Genomic DNA, 13,964 nt, shown 5'->3' with positions numbered 1-13,964 from the left:
TTTGATTGCAATAGAAATAAATTTGCTAAAAATACCACTGAATCCAAAATGAAAAAAGAAGACAAATCCGTAATTATCTGGTTGTTATCCGGTTGTGCATTATTATTCATCATGGTAATGGTAGGTGGAATCACCCGATTAACCAACTCCGGTTTATCGATGACCGACTGGCATTTAATTACCGATACGTTTCCTCCGTTAACGGAAAAAAAATGGGAACATGCCTTTGAAGAATACAAGAAATTTCCGGAGTATCAGCAAATTAACATACATAACGATTTTGATTTAAGCGATTACAAATTCATTTATTTCTGGGAATGGTTTCACCGTTTCATCGGACGAATAATCGGAATGGTTTTCATTATTCCGTTCGTTTATTTCTTAATCAAAAAACGACTTTCTCCGGAAACCATTAAAAAGTGTGTTGTGCTTTTGGCGATGGGCGCTTTTCAGGGTTTTTTGGGCTGGTTCATGGTGAAAAGCGGTTTGATTGACCGTCCGGATGTGAGTCATTTCCGATTGTCGTTACACCTTACTTTTGCTTTCATAACATTTGCTTACACCCTTTGGGTGGCTTTGGATTTGATTTACCCGAACCGGATTGAAGTGATACAACCCCTGCGTTCCATAGCGCGAATCGCTTTGGTGGTTTTGATTATCCAGATCGTTTACGGCGGTTTTGTGGCAGGACTGAATGCCGGTTTGATTCACAACCATTGGCCTTTAATGAGTGACGGACAATTTTTCCACGAAAGTATAGTTTTAGAAAAAGATTCCTGGCTGCTACGTCTTACCGAAGGCAAAAGCGGCGTACAATTCGTTCACCGAACCATGGCCTATGTTGTGGTCGGTTTAATGGTGTACCTGTATTTCCGAGGTAAAAAATATATTCTGAACACTACGCAGAAAAAAGGAATAACAACTTTGGTCGCTGTAGTTATTGTGCAGTTTGCTTTGGGTATTTTCACCTTGTTATTCCACGTACCGCTTTGGTTGGGATTGGCACATCAGTTGGTGGCTTTTATGTTGCTTTCGGCTATGGTGTTTACCTTGCACCGATTGAGTAAATAAAAAATCGGATTTCAGCAAACCGATGGCATGTTGAAATCCGAACACTTTCTATTAGTTATTTACCCAATCCATTCCTTAAAATCGTTGACCCGTTCCCGTGCTACAATAACCTCATCGTCGTTATAGGTTGGTAAAACAACTTTCAGGCGGGAATTGCTGTGCAGTTGAATTTCCTTTATGGCTTTCATCGGAACAATGAATTTTCGGCTGACGCGGTAAAAATCTTTCGGATCCAATTCGGTTTCAAGGAGTTCCAAAGTGCCATCCAGCAAATAATCGCGATTGTCTAGCGTATGCAAGTAAGTCCCTTTATTTTCGCTGTAAAAACATTCCACCTCATCCACATTGATCAGTTTTAACTGTTGCCCGATTTTTACCGTGAATCGTTTTTTATAATTCTTATCAATCGGATTGACCAGCATTTTCTTGATCATTTCGAAATCCAATGACAAGTTTTGCGGCTGATTACGTTCTTTAAACTTATTTACCGCCACTTCCAGATCGTCTTCATCAATCGGTTTCAGCAAATAATCGATACTGTTTAATTTGAAGGCTTTCAACGCATATTCATCATACGCTGTGGTGAAAATAATGGCACTTTTGATGGTGATTTTTTCAAAAATCTCGAACGACAATCCGTCGGACAATTGGATATCCAGAAAAATCAAATCGGGATGCGGGTTGTTCTTAAACCAATCCAAGGATTCCTCTACCGAATGCAGCATGGTGTTTACATTCAATCCCAGTTTTTCGACTTTACGCTGCAATAAGCGTGCGGCCGGTTTTTCGTCTTCGATGATAATGATATTCATTTTCTTTGAAAGGTGCTAAGGTACTTAGGCTCTGAGTCGCTAAGATTCTATTTTATTATTCTTATTCAAAAATATATTTTTCCAGTCCGGGCCAAATCTCTTTCAGTTTGATTCTTGGTTTTCGGCAAATATAAACCGGTATGTTGTTTTCTTCGTCTATGGCATATTTATGCGTTACCAATTTAACGAGGGTGTGCTCTTCAAAAAATTCATAAACCACGTCTTTTTCATTTCCCACGCTGATAAAAACTTCACCCTCTTTTTCACCCGGTCCCCATATCCAGAAACTACCGTGACGACAAACCGGATTGGGCAAACCGTACTTTTTTCCTAATATTTTCAGGGCTCCGGCTTCTCCGTAATTTTCGGCCAGAATAACACATTTTTGCTGTTCCGACTTGGATAATGATGTATAGAGACTGTCCACCAATTTTACCTGTTCGTCCCATCCGAACATATCGGCATAATCGCCCGTCAGGATAATTCTTCCGTCCTTTTCGGGTTGGAGTTTGTTATACGCTACGAACGCTTCAATCGGTAAAAGCGGTGTTGCCATCGGAATGAAATAAACGGTCGGCACAAATAAAATCGCTGCCACCACATAATTCCAAGCAGATTTTCTTTCGAGCAATTTTTCAACCTTCACAGCGCCCAAAGCAAATAGCATCGGATAAATTGCAAAGAAATAATAAGCTTTGGATTGTAAGAACCACATTGTAAAAAAAATGACCAAAACCGCCACACCAATACTTTTATATTTCTTCAATTCCTTATCGAAGAAACAGGCCGACAATCCGATTAGGCTGATGATTAATGTGAATGGCATTTTCAGTTGTTCCAACGCAAAATCATAAGGCCCGATTTCATCCAGCTGACTTTCTTTCAATTGCTGCAAATGCGTCAAAAGTGGAAAATCATGATTGAACTGCCAGACGATGTTTGGTAAAACAAGTATCAGGGCAAGGATTCCTGAAATATAAAGCCATTTGTTTCGGAAGGCTTTTCCTTTTTCAAAAAACAATAACCCTACCGCTATCCCGAATCCCCAAACCACAAAAGTGTATTTGTTCATGAGTCCGATTCCGGCTGTAATTCCCAAATAAACAAGGAATTTTATGTTTTTCGTATTGAGATATCTTACCAGAAAATAAAAACCCAAGGTCCAGAAAAGCTGATCGAAAGCCACCGGTTGAAAAAGCGTATGGTTCCGAAAAAAAGGAATGAATGCCAATACCGAAATTCCGCTCAACACTATTGCATTTTTCTTACCGCCGAGCTCTTTGGTTATCATACAACACAACATTAAAATGGCGACGCCTGCTAACGTGGGAAACAATCTTACACCCGACAACAAGTATCCGAAAAGAAAATGAGCCAGTTTCCCGACAACAGCAATGAAAGGCGGAAATTCCATATACCCCCAATCCAAATGTTCGCTTACGGACAAATGCAGTAATTCATCCCGATGAAAACCGTAATTCCGATTTGCAACAAGATGAATCAGTAATTTTACAAGCGACAGTATAACAATTATCGGCAGGTATTTTTTCATTTTCTTTAAAGTACTATGATTCTGAAATGCTAAGGTACTGAGATTTTTTTTCTTCTTAGGTTGTCACTGATTTTCCGCAATCTGATTTCTGCTATCGGTTATCTGTTATCTAAACACAGAACACTAAATACTGATAATTGATCACTGAAATTACTCCCAACGCTCCTGTTTGTCCTTATTCATCAATTCCTTGATTTTCTTTTCTTCCCATTCTTTTCCGAAGATCAGATGATGTCCGAAAACACTAACGGCGTGAGTCAACAAACCGATTCCCCAAAAGAAAGCCGTAAAGAAGTTCTCAAACTGAAAATAGCTTTCACCCGGCTCTAAGTCTCGAATATTTAAGAAGACAATCATAATATTCACAAGGATGTAAACCACAAGGTGTGAATAAAAGCCTTTCAGTCGTTTTACCCTTTTTTGTGCGTATTGATAACGCTCTTCGAAGTTGTTCTCAAAATTTTCCATGACAGCTACTGTTTAAATTGGTTTTTACGACGCTCTTCTTCTTCCATAAACTCTTTCAACTTGCGTTCTTCCCAGTCTTTGCCTAAAAAAGGCATACGATTAAAAACACGTAATCCGTGAAAAAGGACTCCTATCCCCCAACCCAACATGGGCCAGTAAAACCATAAATGTTCCGGAGAGGTCATTAAATTAACTACAACCAAGAAAATGTTAACCACAATATAGGCGGTCAGATTTCCGTAAAATCCTTTAACTTCCTGTACTCTTTTCTTAGCTAGGTTATAGCGTTCCTCTTCTGTATAATTTCGTTCCATGATTACTTCCAATTTTGTTTTTCTTTGTCTTCATTTAAAATTTCCCGTATTTTACGATCTTCCCATCGCGAACCGTATCCGAAAACGCCAATACCGTGCATTACCAGTCCGATTCCCCATCCAAGCATCGGAAACCAGAACCATTGGAATTTAGAGGAAAATTGCAAATTGATAAATACCAGCACCGGAATGACAACGCAGTACGATATTAAACTTCCGTAAAAACCACGAATGGCTTCCACTCTTTTTTTGGCTCTGTAATAGGCCGAATCATCACTGTAATGAGAGGTTATTTCCATAATTCCTATCTGTTTGGTTAATAACGGTAATTCTACCGTAAATTCTTTTTCGCTTTGAGTAATTCTGACTTTTCTGTCGGTTAAAATGGCATACCGACTTATAATGTTTTGCAGTCCGACACCCTGACGGTCTTTCAGCACTTCTTTTTTCTGATAATCGTTTTGCACAATCAGGCAATTATCGCGTTCGAAAATGCGGATGTGCAAGGGTTTTTTTTCGCTTACCACATTATGTTTTACCGTATTCTCCAATAGTAATTGCAACGACAGCGGAACAATTTTAGCTTCCGGATTGCTCACTTTTGCCGGTAATTCATAGAAAATACTGTTTTCGAATCGCATTTTCAATAAATTCATGTACGTTTTGGCGAAAGTCAGCTCTTCTTCAATACTCACCAATTCCTTATCACGCTGTTCCAGAACATAGCGGTAAATTTTCGACAGCGACGAAGTGAATTTTTGTGCGTTTTCAGGATTTTCCTCAATCAATGAACTCAATACATTCAAGCTGTTGAACAAAAAATGCGGGTCAATCTGATTCTTCAAACTCTCAAACTTTGCCGAAGCCGTTCCCGCTATTATTTTCTGCTGTTTAACTCTATTCTCCTGGTAGGAACGATAGAAATAAACCAAATGAGCAATAAGCGTAACGATGAACGTAATAATGGTGGCTACCAAATAATTCCCAGCCTGTTCATTTGTCAGAAAATCATCCAACGTGTTTTGGTTAATCACCACTTCTTCAAAAACCCGCAACAGGAAAATAATGAAAACTGAAGTAAAAAAAGAACTTATAAACCCTATGAGCAATCGTTTAAAAGAAAACCGGTCATCGGCAAAAATTCGGTCTAAATAAATGAACAATATCGAATTCGCCATATACAAACAAACCGAATACAACAAGGTAAACTGCAAGTTCATCAGCAATTTCCGGTCCATTGCAATGGTCGATCCGGTTATCCAGCTCAAAAACAGCAGCAGGAAAAAAACCAGTAATCCAATGGCAATCGAACGTAAAAAATGTTTTAAATATATATTCATTTTATTATGAGTAACTAAGTGACTAAGTAACTGAGTTGCCGAGTCACTTAAAAATTTATTTTCCGCAATTTACTAAAGCCTCTTTTGCTCTGTCTAATCCCCAACTTGGGTGAAATGCGGTTTCGGGTTTAAATTTAGCGAATAAAGCTAAAGAACGTTCAATTTCCGCACACATTGGTTTGGTATCGGTTCCCCAGTATTTCGCTCCGCCAATTTCAAATTCGGCTTTAGAGAACACCACTCTTGGGTTTTCCGGTGCAATCGCTTGTGCTTTGTAGTACTGTTCCATTGCTTTGCTGGAATACTTCATGCCGTTGGTCATCGGATCCTGAACAATCCAGGCCGTGTAAATCATCGCCTGAGCCACCATCAATTCGGGATTATTCGGACTGATTGCCGACGCGTTATCCAAAGCCTGCTGTGCTTTATCCAAATAAGCCGGTGCTTTCGATTTATCCTGAGATTGAAATACTTCAATTGTATTGATGAAGGCCACATAATAATTTGGCAACCAGTTTGTTTTCTCTACCGATGCGATTCTTTCGAAAATAGCAGTTGCTTCCGCAGTTTTTCCTTCTTTCCATAATCCCATGGCTTTTCCCATTCCCTGTTCGTACTGTGATGGCGACTGAGCATATGCCAATGTGCAGATAAAAAATACTAATGATGTGATAATTCTAGTCATAATTTCTATTCTTTTAATTAATTACTGATTTTTGTTAATGATGAATGATTGAAACCTTTAATTTATATGTCAAATGTAGGTCGGTTTTCATACCTGTAAAATTTATCCTTACCGAACTGTCGAAATTTGAGGATGAATTGTTTTTTTTAGCTAACAGCTTATAGCAGACAGCTGTAAGCTTACAAATTCTCCAACTGATTTTTACTCTTATCCTGACTTATCGTCCAGAAGAACCCGATAAAAAAGAAACGGTCTGCCGGTTGTGTGATGGCCTGGCGCTGAAATTGTCCTGCCAAATCCGGGGAATTCGCATACTGATAACCAAAAACGTTATCATTCCCCAATACATTCGATACCGAAAAATACAAAATCTTTTGTTGTGAAAGCAAATACGCCCAACTCATACTCAAACTGTTATAGTTTTTTGTCTTTCCGTTCATGAAGGCGGTTTCGTTCGGATTGTCGTAAGGGCGTCCGGTAGCAAAACTGTTGGTTACGCTGATTTGCGATTTCCAATCCTCAACCCAATATTTCCCAACTACCGACAGTGTATGATTGGCCACAAAATTCGGAGTAACCTTCGCTTCATAATTCTTATAATCCCGCTTGCTGTCAATAAAAGAATAGGAAACCCAATAATCCATGTTCTTAATCGAGCGGCTGTCTCTCCAAAACACATCCAGTCCTTTTGCATAACCGTAACCGTTGTTGTTGTATTGGCTGTTAAATAATGGCATACTCCCGTTGTATTTCACCAAATCGGAGTAATCCTTAAAGAACACTTCGGCACGCAAGGTTTTTCTGTTGTTTGCATACAAATAGTTCAGGATGTAATGCGATGTTTTTTCATAATTGAAATCGGAGTAAAACTTAAGGTAGTCCTGTTTCGGATTCTGATGAAAATCGCCATATGCTAACGAGACCTGTCCGTTTTTACTCGTCTTGTATGCCAGAGAGATTCTCGGATCGGCAACACTTTTGTCTAACAAATCGCTGTTCATCGCTCTCACGCCCAATTTAGCCGCTAATTTCTTCGAAAAGAAAATATCCGTTTCTGCAAATACGGCTCCTATATTGTTGCGGTATCCATACGTAAAATCGCCAAAATTCTGGTCTTTATAGGTCTCATCAAAATCGGTAATGAAATAATCCCCACCAAAAGTCAGATTGATTCGGTCTGAAAACTTCTTGGTCAGCTTCAGCTTTAGGTGTGATGCGTTTTCGCGGTTGTTCAAATCGTTGACATCCAATCCGATTTTATTTTGTCCGAAACCGAAACTGATGCCTGTTTGAATACTCCAGCCCAAACCGAAATTCCCTTTATAGGATGAATTCAGGTAAAAATTATTGTTCTTAGTATCCACATTTATCGGAGTTGCCGAATTCACGTCTTTCTGGTTCAGATTAAAAGTCGCATAATCAAAAGCGGCATAGAACTTAAACAATCCGTTCTCGAAATTTCTTCTGAAAACCGTTTCTCCCGATAAGGACTGATACGGTTTAATCCAGTCGACATCCTGTTTGATAACCTTCTGATACGGTTCCAAATTGATGTAGGACGTATTGAAAGTCAGCGAGCTCTTCTTCCATTTCTGCGTATTGCTTGCTCCCAAACCTACGGTCATAAAAGACAGGTGCGATTCTTCCTGATCCGCTTCATTGGTCGTATTCAACAACAAAACACTGGACAACGCATCGCCAAATTCAGCCGAATAACCGCCAGTGGAAAACGTCATCCCACTGAATAAGAAAGGTGAAAAACGTCCACGCGTTGGTAAATTGTTCGCCGTAGCTCCATACGGTTGCGCTACTCGAATTCCGTCCACATAGGTTTGGGTTTCATCGGATTCCCCGCCACGTACAAACAACCTTCCGCTCTCGCCCACAATTTGCGCGCCCGGTAAAGTTTGCAAAGCGCCGATAATGTCTCCGGCTGCCCCTGCTGTAGTAACAATGTCCAAGGGTTTCAACGCCGATACTTTCGAATTGTCGCCCGCTTTAAACGTTCCGGCCGAAATCACTACCGCATCCAACGTATTTACACTCTCGCGAAGTTTTATCGTTTGCGGCTGGTAGGTTTCAATGGTAACCGGCATCCTAAAAGTCTCAAAACTCAAATAAGTGATTACCACCGTTTGCAGCCCTTTTTCCATAGTGGTAAAGGTAAAATTCCCTTCGGCATCGGTGGTCGCTCCGTCATAAGCGCCTTCAATAAATACGTTGGCTCCGGTTATGATTTTACCTTTACGGTCGGTTACATTTCCGGAAATCGTGGTTTGTCCAAAAAAATTTATGCTGTATAAGACAATTAAGAAAGTAAGTATGGTTTTCATTTTGTTTGGTTTTGATGGTACAAATGTGCTCAAGAAAAACCACATAGTATAAAAAAGAATGCCGAATTGTTATTTTTTGAGGATGAACCGTAATTCAAGCGACAGAGTGACTAAACAGCTGAGTGCAAAGTTTATTTTGTACATTTGAAATACCATTAAAAAAACATCCGATGAAAAAGTTATTGTATATCTTGCTGATGCTGCTATCCATCAACACATTGACAGCCCAAAAAACCGAAACCGTTTACGATGAAAAGCTTGCCAAAGAGTTAGGTGGTAACGACAACGGAATGAAAACCTATATCTTCTGCATTCTAAAAACAGGAAGCAATACCACTGCAACCAAAGAAGAAAAAGCCAAATATTTTGAAGGGCACATGGCCAACATCAACCGTCTCGCCGATGAAGGAAAACTGGTAGTTGCGGGCCCGTTCATGAAAAACGACCGTAATTACAGAGGCGTTTTCATCTTCAACGTAACTACGGTAGAGGAAGCGCAGGCTTTGGTGGAAACCGACCCTGCCGTAAAAGCTAAAATTTTCGAAGTCGAATTAACTCCGTGGTTCTGCAGTGCTGCCTTGATGGCCGTTCCGGAGACTCATAAGAAAATCACCAAACCAAAGTCATAAGTTAATTTTTTTTTATTCTTTTGTAATTAAATATCATCAATCATCATCAATCATCATGAAAAAAATCAAATCCTTTTACAAGGCCATCCTTGTATTTTCTCTGTTTATTATTACCATCCCCTCATTCAGTCAGCATACCGTTGATCCCAAAAAGTTGTATTCTTACGAAGGCACCTATGATTTCGGTAATGATGAAAAAATTACGCTTGGTATTTTCGATGAGTTCAATCACAACCTTGTGTATCTTAATTTAAAAACGTTAAAACAAGGGGCTTTACTTCCGATTGACGACACGCATTTCAAAGAAAACAACGACAGTACTTTAGTTTTCCATTTCAAGGCCAATGAGTTAATCCAGACCAAAAACGGAAAATCAATCGTAGGAAAAAAAATCTTCCCGCATACCCGTGAAACGATTTCATTCAAAAGCGGTAACAATACTTTAGAAGGCGATTTATATTTACCCGTTACAAAAGGAAAACATCCGGTTGTGGTTTTCGCACACGGTTCAGGGCCGACCACTCGAGGCGTTAGTTTCTTTACCACCTACTTTTTACAATTGGGTATTGGTGTTTTCACTTTCGACAAACAGGGCGCCGGAAAATCACAAGGCGATTGGGAGGTAGCCGCTTTAGATGCGTTAGCAGAGGATGTGGTAGCCGCTGTTAACACCGTAAAATCCAATCCGAAAGTAAACCAAAAGAAAATAGGCATTCTTGGCACCAGTCAGGGAGGTTGGGTAGGTTCCATGGCAGCCGCAAAATCAAAAGTCGTTTCCTTTTTGTTAATGCGTGTAGGTTCCGGACAAAGTGTCCTCGAAACGATAGCGCATGAATATGAAGGAAGCTTTATTGCTGATGGTTTCACCAAAGAAGAAATAGCCGAAATCATGGTAATGGTTCGCCAGCACTGGGTAGCGGCCGCTCAAAACAAGACTTGGGAAGAAGGCAACGACATTTATTTGAGCTACAAAGACAAACCCTGGTTTTCAAAAGTTTTCCCAACACCCAGAGTCAAAACACCTGGCTCCGAAAAATGGTGGACCTGGTTAAGCAAGAACCTTTATGTTGACAGTTATGACTATCTGAAACAGTTAAAAATCCCTGTGTATTGGCAATTAGCCGAAAAAGACTGGAACGTCAATTCACAAAAAAGTTACCCACGTATCTTGGAGGCCTTGGCCCTTGCCAAAAATAAGGATCATACCGTATTTATAATCCCAAACATGGGACACGGAGGCATCGTCGCTAAAACCGGCCTGCCAAATGACGAATTCAGCTGGAAATACGCACCAGGTTTTTGGGACACCATGGAAACTTGGTTAAGAAAAAGAAAAATCGCGCAATTGCTATGAACATCGAAGACTTACAACAGCTCTGCAAATCCCTTCCCGGAGTAACCGAAGACATCAAATGGGAACACGACTTGTGTTTCTGTATCGGCGGAAAAATGTTTTGTGTGATTGGTTTGAATCAGACACCCACTTCTGCTTCCTTTAAAGTATTGGATGACGAATTCGACACACTTTCCAGTCGGGATGGCTTTAAACCGGCGCCTTATGTAGCCCGCTACAAGTGGGTTTTAGCTGAAGACATCAACAACTTGTCGCCTGCACAATGGAACCATTTTGTTACACAATCCTATACGCTAATAAAAGATAAATTACCTGCAAAAATCAAGAAAGAACTGAATATAAGTTAATTAAACCCCTACATAACAAATTTAAATTTTAACATTTCAAAAAGGACTTTACGTTTTTCAGTACTTATTTTTGTGCTTCCTAATTAGTCAGAAGTCTCATTTTAAATGAATACAACCACACATCTTCGCAAGAATCACAAAAAAATCACGTTACAGAAACTGAGTATCGTTTCGATTGTTATCGGATTCCTTTGTGCCTTTTTAGCGGTTTCACTAAAACATTTAACCGAACATTACGAAGAAATACTGTTTCATAAAGCCACTGTAAACTGGATTTTCTTTATAATATTCCCTGTTTTCGGACTATCCGTGATTTATTTACTGAGACATTACTTGTTTAAAAAGAAAGAAAACAAAGGGATTAAAGAGATTTTTGAAAGTACCGGTTCGCCCACTAAAAAAATTCCGGTGTATAAAATCCCCTCCCACTTTTTCAACGGATTGCTAACCGTAGTTTTTGGTGGTTCCACAGGCATTGAAGTTTCTACTGTGGTTGCTTCGGCCGCCATTGGTTCCGTCGCTCAACAAAAAGAAAACGTTTTCAAGCGTCATAAAACCGAACTGATTTGTGCCGGAATCGCGGCCGGAATTACAGCATTATTCAGCAGTCCAATCGCCGGAATGCTGTTTGCTTTTGAAGTCATCTCTAAAAAAGTGACTAAAACGTTTGCCCTAACCACTGGTTTGTCTGTGGCCATCGCTTATGCTTTCATCCTTATTTTAGATGAAAAACCTTTGTTTGAAGTCAGCATTGCTACCTGGCACCTTCACGCTTTTCCTTATTTCTTATTATTGGGTGTATTGGCAGGAGCCAATTCGGTTTATCTGACCAAATGCGTACTTTATATCAAAGGCCGTTTTACAAAAATCGACAACCATGCCACCAAAATCATTATTGGTTCTGTGATTATTAGTGCTTCATTACTGTTATTTCCTCAATTATACGGCGAAGGTTATCATGCGGTTAAAACCTTGTTTGCAAGTTCCGAATCGGTGGTTCTTACAACTTCGTTCGTGTTAACCATGATTGGAATTCTGTTTCTGAAACCCATAATTACCTCGATAACGTTAGCCTCTGGTGGTGATGGCGGTGTATTTGCGCCGAGTATGTTTATCGGAGCCTTTCTTGGGTTGTTGGTAGCCACCGTTTTAAACACTTTCTTTGATGCGAATGTGATTCCGCTCAACTTTATGATTATCGGAATGGCGGCCATGTTGAGTGCAAGTATTCACGCACCGTTTACCGCGTTGTTTCTGATTTGCGGACTGATAAACGACTACACCTTATTCTTTCCGATATTAATCGTTTGTCTGGTTTCCAAAACCACCGCGCAACTTATTTATCCGTATACCGTTTACACCTATCAGCCAAAACCCATAAACTGATTGTTATGCCCACACACAAAATAAAACGCAACTACCGCAAAGCGAAATATGTACTTTATAAAGAAACACTGGTTGATTTTAAGGAACATTTCTGGGCATTCGTAGGTGCTTTTGTAGGGATGGGAATCATCGCCTATCTGCAATACAACATGCTCCCGAAAGAAGATGTCGTCTTTCTGATTGGTTCATTTGGTGCCTCTTGTGTTTTGGTGTATGGCGTGATTCAGAGTCCGCTTGCCCAACCGCGTAATCTTATTGGTGGTCATGTGGTTTCTGCAATCGTTGGGGTTACCGCGGCCAAACTTTTCCCCGATATGATCTGGCTGGCTTCTGCTGTTGCCGTAGCATTCGCTATCGTTTTCATGCAGATAACCAAGACCTTGCATCCGCCAGGTGGTGCAACTGCCCTGATTGCTGTTACGGGGTCTCCAACCATTCTGAAATTAGGCTATTGGTATGTGATTTTCCCTGTTTTCAGCGGCGCAATGATTTTGTTGATTGTCGCTTTAGTATTCAACAACATGACGGCTAACCGGCAATACCCTACAAATAAGAAGTTTACGAAACTTAAAAAGAAACTCGCCGACCGCATTACGGTTACTAAAACCATGTAAGCCGTGTTACAGCTGAATAAAATCCATCATATTGCCATTATCTGTTCCGATTACGAGAAATCGAAACACTTTTATACCCAAATTTTGGGTTTGGAAGTCCTACAGGAAGTGTATCGGGAGGAACGTCAGTCACACAAACTCGATTTGGCTTTAAACGGAAACTATATCGTGGAATTGTTTTCATTTCCGAATCCGCCGCAGCGTGTTTCGCGCCCGGAAGCAGTCGGATTACGCCATCTTGCCTTTGAAGTGGACGACATTGAAGCCGCCAGAGCCTTCCTCCTTTCCAACCACATCGAAGCCGAAACGATACGTGTGGACGAATATACGCACAAACGTTTTTTCTTCCTATCCGATCCTGATGATTTGCCTATCGAATTCTATGAGAGCGGATTAAAATCTTATCAACAAAACGCATTTCGGAAATCTGAAATCTAAAATAATAATTACCTTTGACCTTTCAAAAAATGATAAGGTCATGGTTTACAAATTCCGAGTAATCCTCGATGCAGAGGAAGATATTTTCAGAGATATTGCAATTCTTGAAGACGATACGTTAGAAGATTTGCACAATGCCATCGTTAATGCTTTTGGCTTTGACGGTACCGAAACAGGTTCTTTTTTCACTTGTGAAGACGATTGGACGTGGAATGAAGAAGATGAAATTCCGATGTTTGATACCGGTGATGTTCCCGGTGAAATGAAAACAATGGCCGATTTCAAACTGAACGACTTGTTACACCGCGACAGTACCAAAATGGTGTATGTGTATGATTTCTTCAGCATGTGGACTTTCTTCCTGGAATTGGGCGCTATCGAAGAAAATGAAGACGGAGAAACCTACCCGGCTTTGTTATTCTCTCACGGTGAATTACCAGCTGAAGCTGCTACCAGCGGTTTCAGAGGCGCCGATGTTTCCAACGACGACATTTACGGCGATTTCGAAGACGAGTTTGACGAAGAGGACATGGATATGTTCGACGGCGATGATTCTTTTGAGGATATGGGTTACGAAGAGAACTGGAATTAAGCAAAAAGGGAAAAGAAATTTTTCGAATT

General features: G+C 40.2%; 15 protein-coding genes. 8 read left to right on the top strand and 7 right to left on the bottom strand.

The genetic code is table 11. From position 1 onward, the window contains the following. Positions 1-48 precede the first annotated feature (48 nt). Positions 49-1,071, top strand: coding sequence for a COX15/CtaA family protein (locus tag BLQ05_RS08185; RefSeq protein ID WP_023577023.1), 1,023 nt, complete (start codon positions 49-51; stop codon positions 1,069-1,071). A 59-nt stretch (positions 1,072-1,130) separates the two neighbouring features. Here the strand turns inward: BLQ05_RS08185 and BLQ05_RS08180 are convergent, their stop codons facing one another. From BLQ05_RS08180 to BLQ05_RS08150, 7 genes are all read right to left on the bottom strand, one after another. Continuing rightward, positions 1,131-1,883 carry a LytR/AlgR family response regulator transcription factor gene (locus tag BLQ05_RS08180; RefSeq protein ID WP_023577024.1) on the bottom strand — a complete coding sequence of 251 codons (753 nt, stop codon included), beginning with the start codon at positions 1,881-1,883 and terminating at the stop codon, positions 1,131-1,133. 61 nt (positions 1,884-1,944) lie between these two features. Beyond that, positions 1,945-3,435 (bottom strand): ArnT family glycosyltransferase, encoded by a 1,491-nt coding sequence (locus BLQ05_RS08175; protein ID WP_023577025.1) that lies wholly within the window; start codon positions 3,433-3,435, stop codon positions 1,945-1,947. Positions 3,436-3,585: 150 nt separating this feature from the next. After that, on the bottom strand, positions 3,586-3,903 hold the full coding sequence (locus tag BLQ05_RS08170) for a 2TM domain-containing protein (RefSeq protein ID WP_023577026.1): 318 nt from the start codon (positions 3,901-3,903) through the stop codon (positions 3,586-3,588). A 5-nt stretch (positions 3,904-3,908) separates the two neighbouring features. Then, a complete protein-coding gene (locus BLQ05_RS08165) occupies positions 3,909-4,217 on the bottom strand; it encodes a 2TM domain-containing protein (protein WP_023577027.1) in 309 nt (102 codons plus the stop codon). A 2-nt stretch (positions 4,218-4,219) separates the two neighbouring features. Beyond that, positions 4,220-5,557 carry a histidine kinase gene (locus tag BLQ05_RS08160; protein ID WP_023577028.1) on the bottom strand — a complete coding sequence of 446 codons (1,338 nt, stop codon included), beginning with the start codon at positions 5,555-5,557 and terminating at the stop codon, positions 4,220-4,222. A 55-nt stretch (positions 5,558-5,612) separates the two neighbouring features. Then, positions 5,613-6,242 (bottom strand): tetratricopeptide repeat protein, encoded by a 630-nt coding sequence (locus BLQ05_RS08155; RefSeq protein WP_023577029.1) that lies wholly within the window; start codon positions 6,240-6,242, stop codon positions 5,613-5,615. A 179-nt stretch (positions 6,243-6,421) separates the two neighbouring features. Further along, a complete protein-coding gene (locus BLQ05_RS08150) occupies positions 6,422-8,575 on the bottom strand; it encodes a TonB-dependent receptor (RefSeq protein ID WP_023577030.1) in 2,154 nt (717 codons plus the stop codon). A 170-nt stretch (positions 8,576-8,745) separates the two neighbouring features. Between BLQ05_RS08150 and BLQ05_RS08145 the strand changes: the two genes are divergently transcribed. The 7 genes from BLQ05_RS08145 to BLQ05_RS08115 all read left to right on the top strand — a co-directional run bounded on the left by BLQ05_RS08145 (position 8,746) and on the right by BLQ05_RS08115 (position 13,935). Next, complete coding sequence (locus BLQ05_RS08145) at positions 8,746-9,204, top strand: YciI family protein (protein ID WP_023577031.1); 459 nt, start codon at positions 8,746-8,748, stop codon at positions 9,202-9,204. 55 nt (positions 9,205-9,259) lie between these two features. Further along, positions 9,260-10,558 (top strand): alpha/beta hydrolase family protein, encoded by a 1,299-nt coding sequence (locus BLQ05_RS08140; RefSeq protein WP_023577032.1) that lies wholly within the window; start codon positions 9,260-9,262, stop codon positions 10,556-10,558. Then, complete coding sequence (locus BLQ05_RS08135) at positions 10,555-10,905, top strand: MmcQ/YjbR family DNA-binding protein (protein ID WP_035654690.1); 351 nt, start codon at positions 10,555-10,557, stop codon at positions 10,903-10,905. Before BLQ05_RS08140 ends, BLQ05_RS08135 begins: the two co-directional genes overlap by 4 nt. Positions 10,906-11,010: 105 nt before the next feature. Continuing rightward, the gene (locus BLQ05_RS08130; RefSeq protein ID WP_023577034.1) at positions 11,011-12,291 is read left to right on the top strand and encodes a chloride channel protein; all 1,281 of its coding nucleotides are present in this window, start codon (positions 11,011-11,013) and stop codon (positions 12,289-12,291) included. A 5-nt stretch (positions 12,292-12,296) separates the two neighbouring features. After that, entirely contained in the window at positions 12,297-12,905 is a 609-nt protein-coding gene (locus BLQ05_RS08125) for an HPP family protein (protein WP_023577035.1), read from the top strand. 3 nt (positions 12,906-12,908) lie between these two features. Beyond that, on the top strand, positions 12,909-13,343 hold the full coding sequence (gloA2, locus tag BLQ05_RS08120; protein ID WP_023577036.1) for an SMU1112c/YaeR family gloxylase I-like metalloprotein: 435 nt from the start codon (positions 12,909-12,911) through the stop codon (positions 13,341-13,343). A gap of 40 nt (positions 13,344-13,383) precedes the next feature. Continuing rightward, positions 13,384-13,935, top strand: coding sequence for an IS1096 element passenger TnpR family protein (locus BLQ05_RS08115; RefSeq protein ID WP_023577037.1), 552 nt, complete (start codon positions 13,384-13,386; stop codon positions 13,933-13,935). The last annotated feature ends 29 nt before the right edge of the window (positions 13,936-13,964 follow it).

Origin of the sequence: Flavobacterium saliperosum, from assembly GCF_900100625.1 — a bacterium.
GTDB lineage: Bacteria > Bacteroidota > Bacteroidia > Flavobacteriales > Flavobacteriaceae > Flavobacterium > Flavobacterium saliperosum.
The sequence above is the reverse complement of the archived record's forward strand: the minus strand, read 5'-3'. Positions and strand labels throughout refer to the sequence as shown.